We start from the raw sequence: 17,944 nt of genomic DNA, 5'->3' as shown, positions 1-17,944 counted from the left end.
CCCAACTTGTCAAAATAATTGGGATAAAAACCCCTCTTTCTTCCGATTTTAAGAAAATCGAAATTCATTCTCCCCTTAAATTTAAGGGGAGAGCCAAGGTAAGGATGGTTTGAACCGTCAAAACAATAAAACTGGAAAAGCCGGCTCCTCCCTTATTTTTAAGGGAGGTGGATCCCGATGGAAATCGGAATTCGGAGGGTTAAATAAATCCAATATGTTTCCGGGTACGCGGTAGCTCTTAGTAGCAGGGAAACTCAAACTCATATATTTTAAAAGCAACGGTTTTCCTCCTAAGCCCGCACTAAGCTTAGTCGAGGTAAAGGAAGGATTAAGGAAGATTTTAATGTGTAAACTGGTAATCTCCAAACTTTTCCAGCACCATAACTCCATACCCTTGCGTTCCAAATGTAAATTACCCAACTTCCCAAAATAATTGGGATAAAAACCCCTCTTTCTTCCGATTTTAAGAAAATCGAAATTCATTCTCCCCTTAAATTTAAGGGGAGAGCCAAGGTAAGGATCGTTTGAACCGTTAGGAACAATAAAACTGGAAAAGCCAGCTCCTCCCTTATTTTGAAGGGAGGTGGATTCCGATGGAAATCGGGATTCGGAGGGTTAAATAAATCCAATATGTTTGTGGATATACGGTAGCTCTTAGTAGAAGTGCATTAATGTGTAAACTGGTAATCTCCGAATTTTTCCAGTACCTCATCAAAAGCAGCAAACACATCTTCCGAATGGTCACTGGTTACCATTTTCATGCGGTATTCCTTAAAGTTAGGAATGCCTTTAAAGTAATTTGTATAATGACGGCGGGTCTCAAAAACACCTAGCTTTTCGCCTTTCCATTCAATAGACATTTGCAAGTGCCTGCGGGCCGCCTCCACACGCTCTGTCAAGGAGATCGGTGGTAAATGCTCCCCCGTTTCAAAATAGTGTTTCACCTGTTTAAAAAACCAGGGGTTTCCAATACTGGCACGGCCTATCATGGCGCCGTCCAGTCCATAGCTGTCACGCATTTCAACAGCCCTTTCCGGGGTATCCACATCCCCATTTCCAAACACAGGTATGTGCATTCTGGGATTGTTCTTTACGGCGGCAATGGGTTTCCAATCAGCATGACCTTTATACATTTGGGCACGCGTACGCCCGTGAATAGAAATCGCTTTACAGCCCACATCCTGAAGCCTTTCGGCAACCTCAACAATTCTAATGGAATCGTGATCCCAGCCCAAACGGGTTTTAACCGTAACAGGTAAGTTGGTACGCTTCACCATTTCAGCGGTGAGCTTTTCCATCAAACAGATATCTTTTAAAATACCAGCGCCGGCACCTTTACTGACCACTTTTTTCACCGGGCAACCAAAGTTGATATCGATAATATCAGGATTGGACCTTTCAACAATATCAATGGTCTGCAACATACTATCCAGGTTAGCTCCAAAGATCTGGATCCCTACCGGACGCTCCTTTTCATAAATATCCAGCTTCATAACACTTTTAGCCGCATTGCGGATCAACCCTTCACTGGACACAAATTCGGTATATACAACATCGGCACCCTGTTCCTTGCATAACGCACGGAAAGGCGGATCGCTGACATCTTCCATAGGCGCTAAAAGCAATGGAAAATCCGGAAGTTCTATGTTGTCTATTTTTACCACATTCATTAAAATTGGTTTGCAAAAGTATTGAAAACGAACGACATATCTAAAATTCTATGTCGGCTTCTATTTCAGTGCCGTTTCTATCCACCACCACTTTGGTTTTATTTCCTTTTTCATAAGCTGATAATGCTATCATATAAGACATCATATCAATAACGTCTTTATCTCCTAATTTTATCACGATGTCGCCTTTTTGCAATCCCGCTTTTTGAGCCGGTTTCCCTTCGCTTATCCCATCAATTCGCATGCCTTTTCCATCGTATAAATAATCCGGTACCACGCCTAAAACCACTTTAAAACGTGGTGTATCATCACTTTCATTTTTTGTTTTTCTGAAAGGCAATTTTCCATTATCGTCCAAATCGGTAATAATCTCAAAAATGTAATTCGAAATGGTTTGCATGCCCTCGTAATTCAACTTTTCAAAATCATCCGTTGGCTTGTGATAATCTTCATGCTGCCCTGTAAAAAAGTGCAACACCGGAATATCGGCATTATAAAATGAGGTATGATCACTTGGGCCAATCCCCGACTCTTTTTGGATCAGTTTAAATTTAGAATTATTTGAGGTCACCGTTTGCTTTAAAATAGGTGACGTCCCGACGCCGTAAACCGCCAGGGTACTATCGGCCTTTAACCTGCCAACCATATCCATGTTGATCATATAGTTCACTTTTTTTGTATCAATGGTCGGGTTCTTCACAAAATAATTAGACCCTAATAATCCCATTTCCTCACCTGAAAAAGTGATGAACAAATAGTTGTTGTTTTGGTTTGATTCTTTAAGCTTTTTAGCCAGGTCCAACAACACCGCTACGCCACTGGCATTATCATCGGCACCATTGTGAATAGCCCGTGCGCCTCTGTGTAAAGAGCCTTCGGCCCCATAGCCTAAATGGTCGTAATGTGCGCCAATAACAATAGTATTTTCTACCTGATTATCAATAAACCCGATCACATTGAGTCCGGTAATGGTACTATCGCCTGCTTTTACATTGTAGCTCACCTTTTGGTGTGGATTGGTTTTTGGTTTGAATGTAAAAGGTTGCAGGTAGTTCTCTGTTCCTTTGGCTTCAACTCCCAGATCTTCAAACCTTTGAGCTATATAATTGGCGGCGGCCTTTTCTCCGTTAGTGCCGGTTTGCCTGCCTTCCAGTTTATCATCCGATAAGAAAACTACATCGTCCTTAATTGAAACGTCTGCCGGTTTGGATTTACACGCTATCAAAACCACCAAAAAAATAAGTAGGCTACAATATTTCATCTGTTTAAATTTTATTGTTATACATAGGTCAGATGTAATTCGCCATTAAACATTTTGGTGGATATTCCGTTTAGTTATTATGGCTCATTTCATTCGCTTAAATTTTAATAAATTTACTTTATACAAATTTAGTCATTACTATGCATAAGTTATACCTTGTCATTCTGATTTTAGCACTTGTCAGCTGTAAAAATGAAACAAAATCGGCTTCACAAAAAGATCCGCAACCTGAAGTTGTAAAAGACTCCCTGATCTTTCCGGGAGAAAAACACTTTAAATCGATCCGGCAAATAACACATGGCGGCGATAATGCTGAAGCGTATTGGAGTTTTGACGATAAGCAACTAGTGTTTCAATCCAATTTCAGCAAATGGAATGTGGGCTGCGATCAAATGTTCCTAATGAATTTTAATGACACTTTCGATAGTGTTGCGCCACCTATGGTTAGTACCGGAAAAGGCAGAACTACCTGTTCTTATTTTCTGCCGGATAACAAGCATATTATTTATGCCTCAACCCATTTAGCCGATGACAATTGTCCGGAAACCCCATTGAGAAAAAATGGCAAATATATTTGGCCGGTTTATGATTCATTCGACATTTTTGTAGCCGACCTGGAAGGGAATATCGTCAACCAATTAACCCATGAAAAAGGCTATGATGCCGAACCGACCGTATCACCTAAAGGGGATAAGATTGTGTTCACCTCTACCCGAAGTGGCGACCTGGAATTATACACTATGAATCTCGACGGAAGCGATGTAACACAGATAACCGATGAATTGGGTTATGACGGCGGCGCATTTTTCTCACCCGATGGTACTAAAATCATTTTCCGCGCCTCCAGGCCAAAAACAGAACAGGAAATTAAAGACTACAAAGAACTATTGGCTGAAGGATTAGTAGAACCAACCGACATGGAATTATTTATCTGTAATGCCGATGGCAGTGACCTGCGCCAGCTGACAGATTTAGGAAACGCAAACTGGAGCCCGTTTTTCCATCCTTCAGGGAAAAAAGTTTTATTCTCTTCAAATTTTGAGGCAGAACGCGGATTTCCGTTCAACCTATATTTAATTGATATTGATGGTAAAAACCTGGAACGTGTCACTCATAGCAAAACCTTTGATGCCTTTCCGGTATTTTCCAATGACGGCAAGTATTTAGCTTTTTCTTCTAACCGGAATAATGGTGGCACCAGAGACACTAATTTATTTATTGCCGAATGGCAGGATTAGTTTATGAATACCAAATACGATAAAATAGGCTTAGATTATAATGATACTCGAAAACCGGATCCGTATTTAGTGGAACGCATGTTATTTCATCTGCAACCTGAAAAGGATGGTCTCTATCTGGATATAGGTTGTGGTACAGGGAATTACACCAACGAATTTCAAAAGAAAGGTTATCATTTTATCGGTATGGATCCTTCAGAAAGCATGCTGGAAGAAGCCAGAAATAAAAACGCCTTTATTGAGTATCGTATGGGGACTGCCGAAAACACCAAACTATTATCGGAATCTATAGATGGCATTGTAGCCGGCTTAACAATACATCACTGGAAGCATTTACCAAAAGCCTTTTCAGAATTATACCGGGTGCTTAAACCTAAAGGAACCCTGGTGATCTTCACCTCAACGCCCGGGCAAATGGAAGGGTATTGGTTAAACCATTACTTTCCAAAGATGTTACAAGATTCCATAGATCAAATGCCATCTTTAGAACTGGTCAGAGACGCCATGGAACCATCCGGATTTCAAATTTTAAATACCGAAACATATAGTGTTCAACCGGATTTAGAAGACAAATTTTTATACGGTGGCAAAGACAACCCTGAACTGTATTTTGATCCAAAAATAAGAAACGGTATTTCGTCGTTTTCAGATTTATCAAACGACCAAGAGGTAAAAAACGGCTTGGCTTCTTTAAGAAAAGATATCGATGTCGGCACCATTAAAAACGTTATGAGATCGTATCAAAATACCCTGGGAGATTATCTGTATATTGTTGCTGGAAAATAAAAGTATTTGGAGATATAAAAAACTAGCTTTATCTTCAATAAATAGAGTATATTTGCGCCTCTATTGTAGTAAGAAACAGACGAATGAAGAACATTAGAAACTTTTGTATCATCGCCCATATTGATCACGGTAAGAGTACGCTTGCAGACCGCTTATTGGATTATACCGGTTCTGTAACCGACAGGGAAAAGCAGGATCAGTTACTGGATAATATGGATCTGGAACGTGAACGTGGTATTACCATTAAGAGTCACGCCATTCAAATGGAATATGAATACAAAGGTGAAACCTATGTTTTGAATCTGATCGATACACCGGGCCATGTTGATTTTAGTTACGAAGTATCCCGTTCTATTGCCGCCTGTGAGGGGGCCCTTTTAATTGTGGATGCCGCTCAAAGTATCCAGGCACAAACCATTTCAAATTTATATTTAGCGTTAGAGAACGACCTGGAAATTATTCCGGTACTTAACAAAGTAGATTTACCAAGCGCCAACCCGGAGGAAGTCACTGACGATATTGTGGACTTGTTAGGCTGCGATCCAGACGAAGTGATCCACGCCAGTGGTAAAACAGGCTTTGGAATTGACAATGTTTTAGCTGCCGTAATTGAGCGTATTCAGGCACCTGAAGGAAGCCTAAACGAGTCTCTACAAGCATTAATTTTTGATTCTGTTTATAACCCTTTTAGAGGTGTTGAGACCTACTTTAGAGTTATAAACGGGTCCATAAAAAAAGGGCAGAACATTAAGTTTATTGCTACCGGTAAAACTTATTTTGCTGATGAGGTTGGTACCTTAAAACTCAATCAGGTTTCTAAAAATGAAATAAAAGCCGGGGATGTTGGTTACCTGATCACCGGTATTAAAGATGCACGCGAAGTAAAAGTTGGTGATACCATCACCGATGCAAAAAACCCAACCACCAATGCCATTGAAGGGTTTGAAGATGTAAAACCCATGGTGTTTGCCGGTATTTATCCTGTTGATACAGATGATTACGAGGAGTTACGTGCTTCTATGGAAAAGCTGCAACTCAATGATGCTTCCTTAGTTTTTCAACCTGAAAGTTCTGCAGCCCTGGGCTTTGGCTTCCGCTGTGGATTCTTAGGGATGCTACATATGGAAATCATCCAGGAGCGCCTGGAGCGTGAGTTTGATATGACCGTGATAACCACCGTTCCCAATGTGTCCTATCACGCTTACACAAAAAAGCAGCCGGACGATATTATCATTGTAAACAACCCAAGTGATTTACCGGACCCTTCTACTTTAGACCGTGTTGAAGAGCCTTATATTAAAGCAACCATTATAACAAAAGCTGATTTTGTGGGCAACGTCATGAGTTTGTGTATTGACAAACGCGGTATGATCACCAATCAGACCTATTTGACTCCGGAGCGTGTAGAACTTAATTTTGATATGCCGCTTGCTGAAATTGTTTTTGATTTTTACGACCGGTTAAAAACCGTTTCAAAAGGTTATGCCTCGTTTGACTACCACCCTATCGGTATGAGAACCTCAAAATTAGTACGTGTGGATATTCTGTTGAACGCACAACCGGTGGATGCGCTTTCGGCTTTAGTCCATGCCGATAATGCCCAAACCATTGGTAAAAAGATGTGTGAAAAGCTTAAAGAATTGATCCCGCGTCAACAATTCGACATTCCTATCCAGGCAGCCATTGGGGCCAAGATCATTTCCAGGGAAACCATTAAAGCACTAAGAAAAGATGTAACTGCCAAATGTTATGGGGGTGATATTTCACGTAAACGCAAACTGTTAGAAAAGCAGAAAAAAGGTAAAAAACGGATGCGCCAGGTGGGTAATGTAGAGATTCCTCAACAAGCGTTTATGGCAGTTTTAAAGTTGAATGATTAAAACACATTCAAAACCACTTATCTCAAAGCGAAAAACCTAACAGTCCCTACCAGAAGACCTTATTAAATTTTATAGAATATTAGTGGAAAAATTCGGAATTTATTGAATTTCTTTGACAAAAATTTCAATTATTCTCAATAATGCTTTTTTTTCTTCAAAAATGAGATTTCAACAAAGTTATTAACAATATTTTTGTATGTTTATAAACAACGATCTATTGTTTGAACGATCATTTATCATATCGTAAAACTAATTAACTAATCCCTTGGAGAAATCTATATGAAAGCTCTTTTTTTTACTAGAGAATTTCCACCTTATGTTTATGGTGGCGCAGGCGTACATGTTGAATATCTGGCAGCCGAACTTGCCAAACTAATGAAAATTGATGTTAGGTGTTTTGGCGATCAGGACGAACAAAACGATAACATGGCCGTTAAGGGCTTTCCTTATGATAATCCCCTTTTTAAAGATTCGAATAGTAAGTTAAAGTCGGTTTTTCAAACCCTAAGTACGGGCATTCATATGAATGCCGAAGCCATTGATGCCGATGTGGTACACTGTCATACCTGGTATTCACATTTTGCAGGTATCGTAGCAAAACTTTGTTACGGGACACCGCTAGTTGTAACGGGGCATTCCTTAGAACCTTTAAGACCCTGGAAACGTGAACAGTTAGGGAGAGGATATGACGCTTCGTCCTGGGTAGAAAAAACGGCCCTGGAAATGGCGGATGCCGTTATAGCAGTTTCGGAAGAAACGAAAGTAGATATCCTGACACATTTTAATGTAGACGAAGACAAAGTGCATGTTATTTATAACGGGATCAATCTCCAACAATATGTTGTAACCGATGAAACGGCTACTTTAGATGCTTATGGTGTTGACAAAACAAAACCGTATGTGTTATTTGTTGGTAGGATTACACGCCAAAAAGGAATCATTCATTTAGTGAATGCTATCAAATATATTGATCCCAATACGCAAATTGTACTCTGTGCAGGAGCGCCTGATACGCCGGAAATTAGCAAAGAAATGGAAGATGCTGTTAATGAGGTCAAGAAAACCAGAGACAACGTCATTTGGATTGATAAGATGGTAACCAAGGAAGAAATTATTCAACTATATTCTCACGCCGCTGTATTTTGCTGTCCATCTATTTATGAACCTTTCGGGATTATAAATATTGAAGCTATGGCTTGCAACACTGCTGTAGTGGCAAGTGCTGTTGGTGGTATAAAAGAAGTGGTGGTTCCTGATGAAACCGGCATACTAATTCCGTTGGAGCAACAAAATGTGGCGCCTTTTGAGCCTATTGATCCGGATAAGTTTTCCAGGGACCTGGCAGAGGGTATCAATAAAGTCATTAGTGACGATGCCTTGCGACATAAAATGGCTGTGAACGGAAGAAAGCGTGTAGAAGAGCATTTTGACTGGGTAGCTATTGCTAAACAAGTTGAAGCACTTTACAAATCTTTGATATAGAAATTACAACAACTAATCACTAAAAATAAAAACGACTATTATGATAAATGACAAAGTTTTATCGATTATTTTAGGAGGTGGGCAAGGTTCAAGATTATATCCTTTAACTGAAAAGCGTTCAAAACCGGCGGTTCCAATTGCCGGAAAATACAGGTTGGTAGATATTCCCATATCGAATTGTATAAATGCTGATATTAAGCGGATATATGTGTTAACACAGTTTAACTCTGCCGGTTTAAATAAACATATCAAAAACACCTATCATTTTAGTTTTTTTAGTAGTGCCTTTGTGGATGTATTAGCGGCAGAACAAACGCCTCATAATAAAACCTGGTTCCAGGGAACAGCAGACGCTGTAAGGCAAAGCATGCACCATTTTTTAGGTAATGATTTTGAGTACGCCTTAATTTTATCAGGTGACCAGTTATATCAAATGGATTATGATAAAATGATTGCAGCACATGAGGAAAGCGGCGCCGAGATCTCTATTGCAACAATTCCTGTAAACGCCAAAGATGCCACCGGATTTGGTATTCTTAAAGCAAACGAAGAAAGCATTATTACTTCTTTTATTGAAAAGCCCGAAGCCAGTTTACTCCCGGAGTGGACCTCGGAAGTAAGTGAGGAAATGAAAGATCAGGGACGTCATTATCTGGCCTCCATGGGTATTTATATCTTTAACAAGGATTTGCTAATTAAATTGATGGAAAACCCGGACACCAATGATTTTGGAAAGGAAATTATCCCTCAGGCCATAGATTCGCATAAAACCCTAAGCTATCAATACGAAGGGTATTGGACTGACATTGGAACTGTAGGATCATTTTTTGAAGCCAACCTTGGATTAACAGATGATATTCCTGAATTTGATTTATACGATAGAAACAAACGTATTTATACCCATGCCAGAATGCTCCCCACTACTAAAGTTGCCGGAACCATTCTGGATAAAGCTGTAATTTCTGAAGGGTGTATTATAAGCGCCTCCAGAATTGAAAAGTCGGTAATCGGTATTCGGTCAAGAATTGGAAAAGAATCCACTGTCATCAATACCTACATGATGGGAAATGATACTTATGAAACCCTTGAAGAAATGGAAACTGATAAAATTGAAGTTTTGATGGGTATTGGCGAACGCTGCTTTATTAAAAATGCCATTTTAGACAAAAACTGTCGTATTGGTGACGATGTCAGGATCAATGGAGGCAGCCATCTGAAAGACACGGAAACAGACACCTATTGTATTAAAGACGGTATTGTGGTCATCAAAAAAGATGCTGTAATCCCTAAAAACACTATTATTCAATAACAACTAATAACTTTTTTCTTTAGGTATTACGGTCATTAAAAAGAATGCCATTTATTCCTAATAGTTTGTTATTTAACCATTTAATAACATTAATTTCTTAACAATCAAACGTTTTCGTGGTGTTTACCGTATTTTTGGTGATTAACAGATCACTTTAATTTACTAATTTTACGCACTTCAAAACCAACAAGATACAATGCAAAACCAAAAAAGAGTTGTTATAGACTATGTTTCGCCGAGTGTTAACCGCGGTGAATTTCATATTAAAAGAGTAGTCAACGAAATTGTTAATGTTGAAGCTCATATTCTTGCAGACGGACATGATGTGCTTGGAGCATCGGTTCTTTATAAACATGAAAACGACGAAAATTGGAGTGAATCTCGCTTACATTTAGATGTTAATAATGAATGGCGGGGAGCCTTTACCGTTGACAAACAAGGATTTTACACCTACAAAGTACAGGCCTGGGTAGATTATGCTCTCAACTGGCAACATGGTATTGAGCGTAAGATTGATGATAACCAGCATGTAAAATCGGAGCTTTTAGAAGGCATTGAATATTTAAAGGCTATTAAAGGTAATATAGAGCAAAACGATTCATTCTACTTTGACCACCTCATCAATATTTTCGGTAATGACGACCATTACAAGGAAGCCATTCAGGAGGCCACAAACGAACGCCTGCATCATATATTCTTTAACCATCCACAGAGGATCTTAGCCAACGAAACCAAAGCATACCAGGCTTATGTTGATCGTAAAAAAGCGCGCTTTAGTACCTGGTATGAGTTCTTTCCGCGTTCAGCATCAGAGCATGAAGGCGTCCACGGGACATTAAAAGATTGCGAGCGGTTATTGCCGCGTGTGGCTAATATGGGGTTTGATACCTTATACCTGCCTCCTATTCATCCAATTGGAGAAGTGAATAGAAAAGGAAAAAATAATACCACCGAAGCTTTTGAAGGCGATGTGGGTTCTACCTGGGGTATTGGTTCCAGGTTTGGTGGCCATAAAGATGTGCACCCGGATTTAGGAACTATAGACGATTTAAAAAACCTGGTTCAAAAGGCCAAAGAACACGGTCTTGAAATTGCCATGGACTACGCACTACAAGCCGCTCCGGATCATCCCTGGGTTAATGAACACCCTACCTGGTTTAAATGGCGACCAGACGGTACTGTGCAGTATGCTGAAAACCCGCCTAAAAAATACCAGGATATCTTACCTATTTATTGGGAAAGTGAAGATTACGAAAACCTTTGGCAAGAGTGTTTGGATATTTTACTGCACTGGATAGATTGTGGTGTTAACGTATTTAGAGTAGATAACCCGCATACCAAGCCTTTTTATTTTTGGAACTGGATCATTGCAGAAGTGAAAGCCAAACATCCAGATGTGATCTTTTTAGCCGAGGCCTTTACTGCTCCTAAAGTGATGCAGCAATTAGCGAAACAAGGCTATACCCAATCATACACTTATTTTACGTGGAGGAATTCTAAACACGAACTTATTGAATACCTGGAAGAATTAACCAAAACAGAATCCCGTGAGTATATGCAGCCTAACTTTTGGCCAAATACACCGGATATAAATCCCTATCACTTACAAGGCGCTAACGAGTCTAAACACATACAACGGTATGCGCTGGCCGCTACCTTAAGTTCCAGTATAGGTATTTACGGTCCGGTTTTCGAGTATATGTTGAGTGATGCTTTATTGGGACGTGAAGAATACAACAACTCTGAAAAGTTCCAGTTCACACATTATGACTGGAACATCCAAAATAAGCTCATTACGGTTATTACAAAAATTAATACCTTAAGGCATCAAAACGAAGCGTTGCAACAAACCAACAATATCAGGTTCTGCTATGTGGAGAACGATAACCTGTTAGCGTTCTATAAATGGAATGATGCCAAAACCAATGAACTTTTAATTGTTATTAGTTTAGATGATCACAGTATGCAGCAAGGTACCATCCAAATGCCATTGCATGATCTGGGCATTGACAGCAATCATAAGTTTCAGGTTAAAGATCTCATAACCAATAGCAGTTACAACTGGCAGGGGGAATGGAATTTTGTGGAACTACATCCCACACTACCATTCCACATTTTTGAAATAAACAAATAGCCTATGACTAAAAAGAAGGAAGAAACGGCTGTGATACAAACCTTTAATTTTGATAATAATTGGGAAACATTATTAGAGAATGAAGCGTTTGTTAAGGCGTTCCTTTCTGATGTTTTAGGCGATTATATGCTTAAGCAACGCTGGTACGGAGGTAAGGCCAGTAACATTAAATACATTGAACTAGCCGAGTATTTTAAAATTCAGCAAGATGGCGAAGTGTATTTTGGGCTTATCCTGGAAGTTAATTTTGTTGAAGCTTTTTACCAGCATTACTTTTTACCAATAGCCTTTGTTACCGATGAGAATTTTGCCAAAAAAGACCGCATACTTCCCATTAGCATAAAAGGTCAAAAAGGACATATTATTGATGCCGTAAACCTGGAATCGTTTAGGAAACTGGTATTTGAACGTATTCTTACGGCATTACCAAAAGATACAACCAAAGTCCAGTATCATAAAAGTCATTTGTTAGACAATGTGGTTTATGAATCTTCCAGGTTCATGGGGCTTGAGCAAAGCAATACCTCGTTGGTTTACAATGAAAAATACGTTTTAAAATTCTTTAGAAGGATCTACGCTGATAGAAATCCTGACTATGAAATGTCTCGCTTTCTATCAGAGAAAAAAGAGTTTAAAAACACCCCACCCTATTTAGGAAGTATTAATGTGGTAGATTCTGAAGAGAATAATATTACCATAGGGCTTATGCAGCAAATGATCCCTAATGAAGGCGATGCCTGGGATTATATGCTGAAGGAGTTTCATTCCGTGTTTCAAAATATCGAACAGAAAAGAATTGATATCAACGCATTGCCCAATACAGAATTGTACCTGCGCCTTTCAATAAATGATATTCCCGCCCAAATAATAGATTGGATTGGTTTGGGATTGTTCTTAAAAATTCAAAAACTGGCCAAGCGTACGGCAGAAATGCACATTGCTTTGGGATCTGAATTTGAAGAAACCGCTTTTACACCAACCAATTTTAACGGTGATTATACCGTTTGGTTGAAGAACCGCATGCTGTATCAGTTTCAAAACAGGCTGAATATTATTGAGAACAACCTTCATAAATTAGAAGGCCTTTCGTTAGAACTAGCCAATGAGTTCCTTGATAAAAAGAATCAAATCAGAAAACGGTTCTTATCTTTTGACTGGACCAAACTAAAAAGTGAACGTATCAGAGTTCATGGCGACTACCATTTAGGCCAGGTGCTGGTACATAACGATGATTTTTATATTCTTGATTTTGAAGGAGAACCGGAAAGCACGATTAGGGACAGAAAGGTAAAACAACCGCCTTTAAAGGATGTAGCGGGATTATTCAGGTCTTTCCATTATGCCATTTATGGTACAATTTTTAATAACTTTAAAGCATATAATGCCTCTCAGGAATCATTATTTGAAGCCGGAGAACTATTTTATGGCTATTTAACCGGATTATTTTTAGGCACTTATGTTACTGAAATACAAGAGGCCAATTTAAATTTAGGATACAACCAGGAACGCATATTTATATTAAAATACTGCTTGCTTGAAAAAGCAGTTTATGAGTTGGGCTATGAACTTAACTCTCGACCACAATGGGCAGTCATTCCTTTAAAAGGGATTTCTAACATAATAAACCACTAACTATGGCACATGTAAAACCTTATAGCTTATTTACAGATTTTGATGTTGATTTATTTAAAAGCGGAAAGCACTACAGACTTTATGAAAAATTCGGGTCGCATATTGTAACCGTTGATGGTATAGATGGTACCTATTTTGCGGTTTGGGCACCAAGTGCCAAGGCCGTTTCTGTAGTAGGTGATTTTAACTATTGGATGGAAGGCGAACACCAACTAAATGTCCGTTGGGATTCCAGTGGTATCTGGGAAGGTTTTATCCCTATGGTTGGAAAGGGCAACACATACAAGTACAAAATTCAAAGTCATAATAACGACATCAAAACTGAAAAGGCAGATCCTTACGCAAGGCGCTGTGAGCATCCGCCCAGTACGGCATCCATTGTTTGGGATGACGCTTATAAGTGGAAAGATAAAGACTGGATGAAAAAGCGTAAAAAGCACAATGCCATTGACGCGCCTTTTTCGGTTTATGAAGTCCATTTGGGATCCTGGAAAAGACAGGTTGAAGAGGACCGGTTCATGTCTTACTATGAATTAGCAGATGACCTGGTGAACTACGTAAAGGAGATGAACTTTACCCATGTGGAGTTGATGCCCATTATGGAATTTCCTTTCGACCCTTCCTGGGGTTATCAACTTACAGGGTACTTTGCACCTACATCGCGTTTCGGATACCCGGAAGAGTTCAAATATCTGATAGATCAGTTACATCAAAACGATATAGGGATTATTTTAGATTGGGTTCCATCGCATTTCCCGGAAGACGCACATGGTTTGGGATTCTTTGATGGTTCTCATTTATATGAACACCCGGACAGGCGTAAAGGCTATCACCCGGATTGGAAAAGTTTGATCTTCAATTACGAAAGAAATGAAGTCAGATCGTTCCTGATAAGTAACGCTTTATTCTGGTTAGAACAATATCACGCCGACGGCCTTCGTGTGGATGCCGTAGCTTCTATGTTATTCCTGGATTATTCGAGAGAAGACGGTGAATGGGAACCAAACATGTATGGCGGCAGGGAAAACTTAGCCGTGATAAGCTTCTTAAAAGAACTCAATGAAGAAGTTTACAAATCATTCCCGGATGTTCAAACTATTGCCGAAGAATCCACAGCATTCCCCATGGTATCAAAACCAACGTTCCTGGGTGGTTTAGGCTTTGGTATGAAATGGATGATGGGTTGGATGCATGATACCTTAGAGTATTTTGGAAAAGACCCGGTGTACAGAAAATACCATCAGAACGATATCACCTTTAGTTTGGCTTACGCCTTTACGGAAAACTTTATGTTGCCGCTATCACATGACGAAGTGGTTTACGGTAAAAACTCCATTTTAGGAAGAATGCCCGGTGACGAATGGCAACGTTTTGCTAACTTAAGGCTACTATACGGCTATATGTTCACGCACCCCGGAACCAAACTGTTATTTATGGGTGGTGAATTCGGGCAGTATAACGAGTGGAATTTCCAGGAAAGTTTAGACTGGAACTTGCTGGAATTCAAACCGCATAAAGACACGCAAACCTACTTTAAAGCACTGAATACGCTGTATAAAAACACTCCTGCCCTATACGAAAAAGGGTTTAGTGGTGAAGGTTTTGAGTGGATAAGTTTCGATGACCATGAAAACTGTGTGATATCATACATCAGAAAAGGGTATGAAGCAGAAAACAATGTTATTGTAGTCTGTAATTTAACACCAACGGTTAGAGAAAACTATAAAATAGGCGTTCCGGAAAAATTAACGATCAAAGAAATATTTAACAGCGACGCCAAAAAATTCGGCGGTAGCGGCATTGGAAACCCAAGGCAAATTATAGCTAAAAAACAACCCTGGAATGGTAAAGATTATTCCGCAGAAATAACGCTTCCGCCATTAGCTGTTACAGTTTTTCAGATTAAATAATAATTCTTTTTAAAAATATAAAATAATTATAGCCTGTACATTGCATTTTAATCAATGAACGGGCTATATTTTTAATAAATAGAAACCCTTTGATTTTTCTAATTTTAGTATTTTCGTCGTTTAAATAATTGACTCTCAGAATTATGATTTTAAACACGGAATTAGAATACAAAGGCGATTTATTTCCTTCTAATGTAATTGACTATAAAAAAGATGTTGACGTATTATATTTTACCACGTCAAACAATGTTATATTACAAGTTACCATATTAAGAGATAGTGTTTTAAGATTCAGATACTCTACCGTTGGAAAATTTGGCAAAGATTTTTCTTATGCTATAGATCAAAATGCCAGCAGAGGCTTTAATCATCTTGAAATTACCGACGATAAAGAAAAATATATTATTACTACGGCAAAACTGATTTGCCACATTTACAAAATAGATCTAAGGATCTCCATTCTTGACGCCAACGACAAAAAAGTAGTTTGCCAGGATGAGTTAGGATTTCACTGGGAAGAGAGTTATGAGTTAGGTGGTGATATTGTTAAGATGAGTAAAGTAGCTCAAAACGGTGAAAGTTATTATGGTTTAGGGGATAAGCCGGAACATATCAATTTAAAAGGACGCCGTTTTGAAAATTGGGCTACAGATTCCTATGCCTACGGAAAGCACACCGATCCCATTTATAAAGCCATCCCGTTTTATACAGGCCTGCACAATGGGAAATCCTATGGGATCTTCTTTGATAACAGCTTTAGGACCTACTTCGATTTTTGCCAGGAACGACGTAATGTCACCAGTTTTTGGGCTTCCGGTGGTGAAATGAATTACTATTTCTTCTACGGGCCAAAAATGGAAGATGTTGTGGTTAGCTATACCGATTTAACCGGTACACCGGAATTGCCACCATTGTGGGCATTAGGGTACCACCAGTGTAAATGGAGTTACTATCCCGAATCTACAGTAAAAGAGATCGCGAAAAAGTTCAGAGACTTAAAAATTCCTTGTGATGCCATTTATTTGGACATCGATTATATGGAAGGGTTCCGTTGTTTTACGTGGAGTAAAGAATATTTCCCGGAGCCTAAACGTATGGTTAAGGAATTAGCGGATGATGGATTTAAAACGGTTGTGATCATCGATCCGGGTATTAAGATCGATATGAATTACGATGTGTTCCGTGAAGGGTTGGAAAAAGATTATTTCTGTAAACGTGCAGACGGCCCTTATATGAAAGGTAAAGTATGGCCCGGAGAATGTTATTTCCCGGACTTTACAAGGCCTGAAGTACGCGAATGGTGGGCTGGGTTATTTAAAGAACTAATAGCCGAAATAGGCGTTAAAGGGGTTTGGAATGATATGAACGAACCGGCTGTGATGGATGTTCCTGGTAAATCGTTCCCTCCCGATGTACGTCATGACTACGATGGTAACCCGTGTTCGCACCAAAAAGCACATAACATTTACGGGATGCAAATGGCAAGAGCGACGTATCACGGTTTAAAACGCTTTAATTATCCAAAGCGTCCGTTTGTAATTACACGGTCGGCCTATTCCGGTACACAACGTTATACCTCCACCTGGATGGGTGATAATGTGGCTACCTGGGAGCACTTGCAAATTGCTAATATTCAGGCACAACGTTTGGCCTTATCCGGTTTCTCTTTTGCAGGCTCTGATATCGGAGGTTTTGCAGAACAGCCAAATGGCGAGTTATACGCCCGTTGGATACAATTAGGGGTCTTCCACCCGTTCTGCAGAACACATTCATCAGGGGACCATGGCGATCAGGAACCCTGGGCTTTTGACGAGGAGATCACTGATATTGTCAGAAAGTTCATTGAGATCAGATATGAGTTATTGCCGTATTTATATACCACATTCTATCAGTATCACCATGACAATGTACCGATGTTAAAATCGTTGGTGCTGTTTGACCAGGAAGATACACAAACACATTATAGAACCGACGAGTTTATCTGCGGAAATCAAATCCTGGTCTGCCCCATAAACGAGCCAAATTCTAAAGGACGACGTATGTACATTCCAAAAGGCGAATGGTATAACTACTGGACCAAAGAATTAATCACGGGTGGTAAAGAAACCTGGGTGGATGCCGACTTAGATAGCATGCCATTATTTGTTAAAGCCGGTGCCATTATTCCTAAATTCCCGGTGCAACAGTATGTTGGTGAAAAGGAAATTGAGCGATTGACACTTGATGTGTACTACAAAAACGGCAAAGAAGATTCGGAATTATACGAAGATGCCAATGATGGTTACGATTACACCAAAGGACGTTACAGTTTAAAGAAATTTAACTATGCCGGTAATGGTGATAAAATGATCATCAGAATCCATAAAAGAGGGCAGTTCAATACTTCATACAACACGTTTAAAATTAATATCTATGGCTTGCCCTTCAAGGTAAAATCCATTAAAGTGGATAATGAATATGTAGATTTCAAAGACGTGCAGTTTAAAAACAACTCCTTAGTCGTTACCAAACTGTTCACGAACCTGCAGTTAAAAGCGGATTAGATCTTAACTAAATATAGTCAATGAAGCCTTTACAACTTGTAAGGGCTTTTTTTGTGATCAATAAGTTATAGAATCAAATCAGGCAGCCATTGTCAGTCC

The 17,944-nt window shown here is 39.3% G+C and carries 11 protein-coding genes; 9 read left to right on the top strand and 2 right to left on the bottom strand.

Annotated features, from left to right (window positions below; translation table 11 throughout):
* Positions 1-668: 668 nt before the first annotated feature.
* A complete protein-coding gene (gene dusB, locus Q0983_RS04040; protein WP_299549098.1) occupies positions 669-1,664 on the bottom strand; it encodes a tRNA dihydrouridine synthase DusB in 996 nt (331 codons plus the stop codon).
* 46 nt (positions 1,665-1,710) lie between these two features.
* Complete coding sequence (locus Q0983_RS04035) at positions 1,711-2,931, bottom strand: M20/M25/M40 family metallo-hydrolase (protein WP_299549089.1); 1,221 nt, start codon at positions 2,929-2,931, stop codon at positions 1,711-1,713.
* 140 nt (positions 2,932-3,071) lie between these two features.
* Between Q0983_RS04035 and Q0983_RS04030 the strand changes: the two genes are divergently transcribed.
* The 9 genes from Q0983_RS04030 to Q0983_RS03990 all read left to right on the top strand — a co-directional run bounded on the left by Q0983_RS04030 (position 3,072) and on the right by Q0983_RS03990 (position 17,845).
* Entirely contained in the window at positions 3,072-4,169 is a 1,098-nt protein-coding gene (locus tag Q0983_RS04030; protein WP_299549087.1) for a hypothetical protein, read from the top strand.
* Positions 4,170-4,172: 3 nt separating this feature from the next.
* Positions 4,173-4,955 carry a class I SAM-dependent methyltransferase gene (locus Q0983_RS04025; protein WP_299549084.1) on the top strand — a complete coding sequence of 261 codons (783 nt, stop codon included), beginning with the start codon at positions 4,173-4,175 and terminating at the stop codon, positions 4,953-4,955.
* 83 nt (positions 4,956-5,038) lie between these two features.
* Complete coding sequence (gene lepA, locus Q0983_RS04020) at positions 5,039-6,835, top strand: translation elongation factor 4 (RefSeq protein WP_299549081.1); 1,797 nt, start codon at positions 5,039-5,041, stop codon at positions 6,833-6,835.
* 279 nt (positions 6,836-7,114) lie between these two features.
* Complete coding sequence (gene glgA / locus Q0983_RS04015) at positions 7,115-8,317, top strand: glycogen synthase (protein ID WP_299549078.1); 1,203 nt, start codon at positions 7,115-7,117, stop codon at positions 8,315-8,317.
* Between the two features lie 40 nt (positions 8,318-8,357).
* A complete protein-coding gene (locus Q0983_RS04010) occupies positions 8,358-9,626 on the top strand; it encodes a glucose-1-phosphate adenylyltransferase (protein ID WP_299549075.1) in 1,269 nt (422 codons plus the stop codon).
* A 196-nt stretch (positions 9,627-9,822) separates the two neighbouring features.
* Positions 9,823-11,760, top strand: a complete 1,938-nt coding sequence (locus Q0983_RS04005) for an alpha-1,4-glucan--maltose-1-phosphate maltosyltransferase (RefSeq protein WP_299549072.1) — start codon at positions 9,823-9,825, stop codon at positions 11,758-11,760.
* Positions 11,761-11,763: 3 nt separating this feature from the next.
* Entirely contained in the window at positions 11,764-13,392 is a 1,629-nt protein-coding gene (locus Q0983_RS04000; protein WP_299549069.1) for a trehalose synthase, read from the top strand.
* 2 nt (positions 13,393-13,394) lie between these two features.
* The gene (gene glgB, locus Q0983_RS03995) at positions 13,395-15,302 is read left to right on the top strand and encodes a 1,4-alpha-glucan branching protein GlgB (RefSeq protein ID WP_299549066.1); all 1,908 of its coding nucleotides are present in this window, start codon (positions 13,395-13,397) and stop codon (positions 15,300-15,302) included.
* A gap of 143 nt (positions 15,303-15,445) precedes the next feature.
* Positions 15,446-17,845, top strand: a complete 2,400-nt coding sequence (locus Q0983_RS03990; RefSeq protein WP_299549063.1) for a glycoside hydrolase family 31 protein — start codon at positions 15,446-15,448, stop codon at positions 17,843-17,845.
* The last annotated feature ends 99 nt before the right edge of the window (positions 17,846-17,944 follow it).

Source organism: Seonamhaeicola sp. (assembly GCF_028281565.1).
Lineage (GTDB): Bacteria > Bacteroidota > Bacteroidia > Flavobacteriales > Flavobacteriaceae > Seonamhaeicola.
The sequence above is the reverse complement of the archived record's forward strand: the minus strand, read 5'-3'. Positions and strand labels throughout refer to the sequence as shown.

Bases quoted from the DNA above. Each gene is read 5' to 3' on its own strand.
- Q0983_RS03990 (WP_299549063.1), top strand. From the start codon at position 15,446: ATGATTTTAAACACGGAATTAGAATACAAAGGCGATTTATTTCCTTCT.
- lepA (WP_299549081.1), top strand. From the start codon at position 5,039: ATGAAGAACATTAGAAACTTTTGTATCATCGCCCATATTGATCACGGT.
- Q0983_RS04030 (WP_299549087.1), top strand. From the start codon at position 3,072: ATGCATAAGTTATACCTTGTCATTCTGATTTTAGCACTTGTCAGCTGT.
- glgA (WP_299549078.1), top strand. From the start codon at position 7,115: ATGAAAGCTCTTTTTTTTACTAGAGAATTTCCACCTTATGTTTATGGT.
- Q0983_RS04035 (WP_299549089.1), bottom strand. From the start codon at position 2,931: ATGAAATATTGTAGCCTACTTATTTTTTTGGTGGTTTTGATAGCGTGT.
- Q0983_RS04010 (WP_299549075.1), top strand. From the start codon at position 8,358: ATGATAAATGACAAAGTTTTATCGATTATTTTAGGAGGTGGGCAAGGT.
- Q0983_RS04025 (WP_299549084.1), top strand. From the start codon at position 4,173: ATGAATACCAAATACGATAAAATAGGCTTAGATTATAATGATACTCGA.
- Q0983_RS04000 (WP_299549069.1), top strand. From the start codon at position 11,764: ATGACTAAAAAGAAGGAAGAAACGGCTGTGATACAAACCTTTAATTTT.
- glgB (WP_299549066.1), top strand. From the start codon at position 13,395: ATGGCACATGTAAAACCTTATAGCTTATTTACAGATTTTGATGTTGAT.
- Q0983_RS04005 (WP_299549072.1), top strand. From the start codon at position 9,823: ATGCAAAACCAAAAAAGAGTTGTTATAGACTATGTTTCGCCGAGTGTT.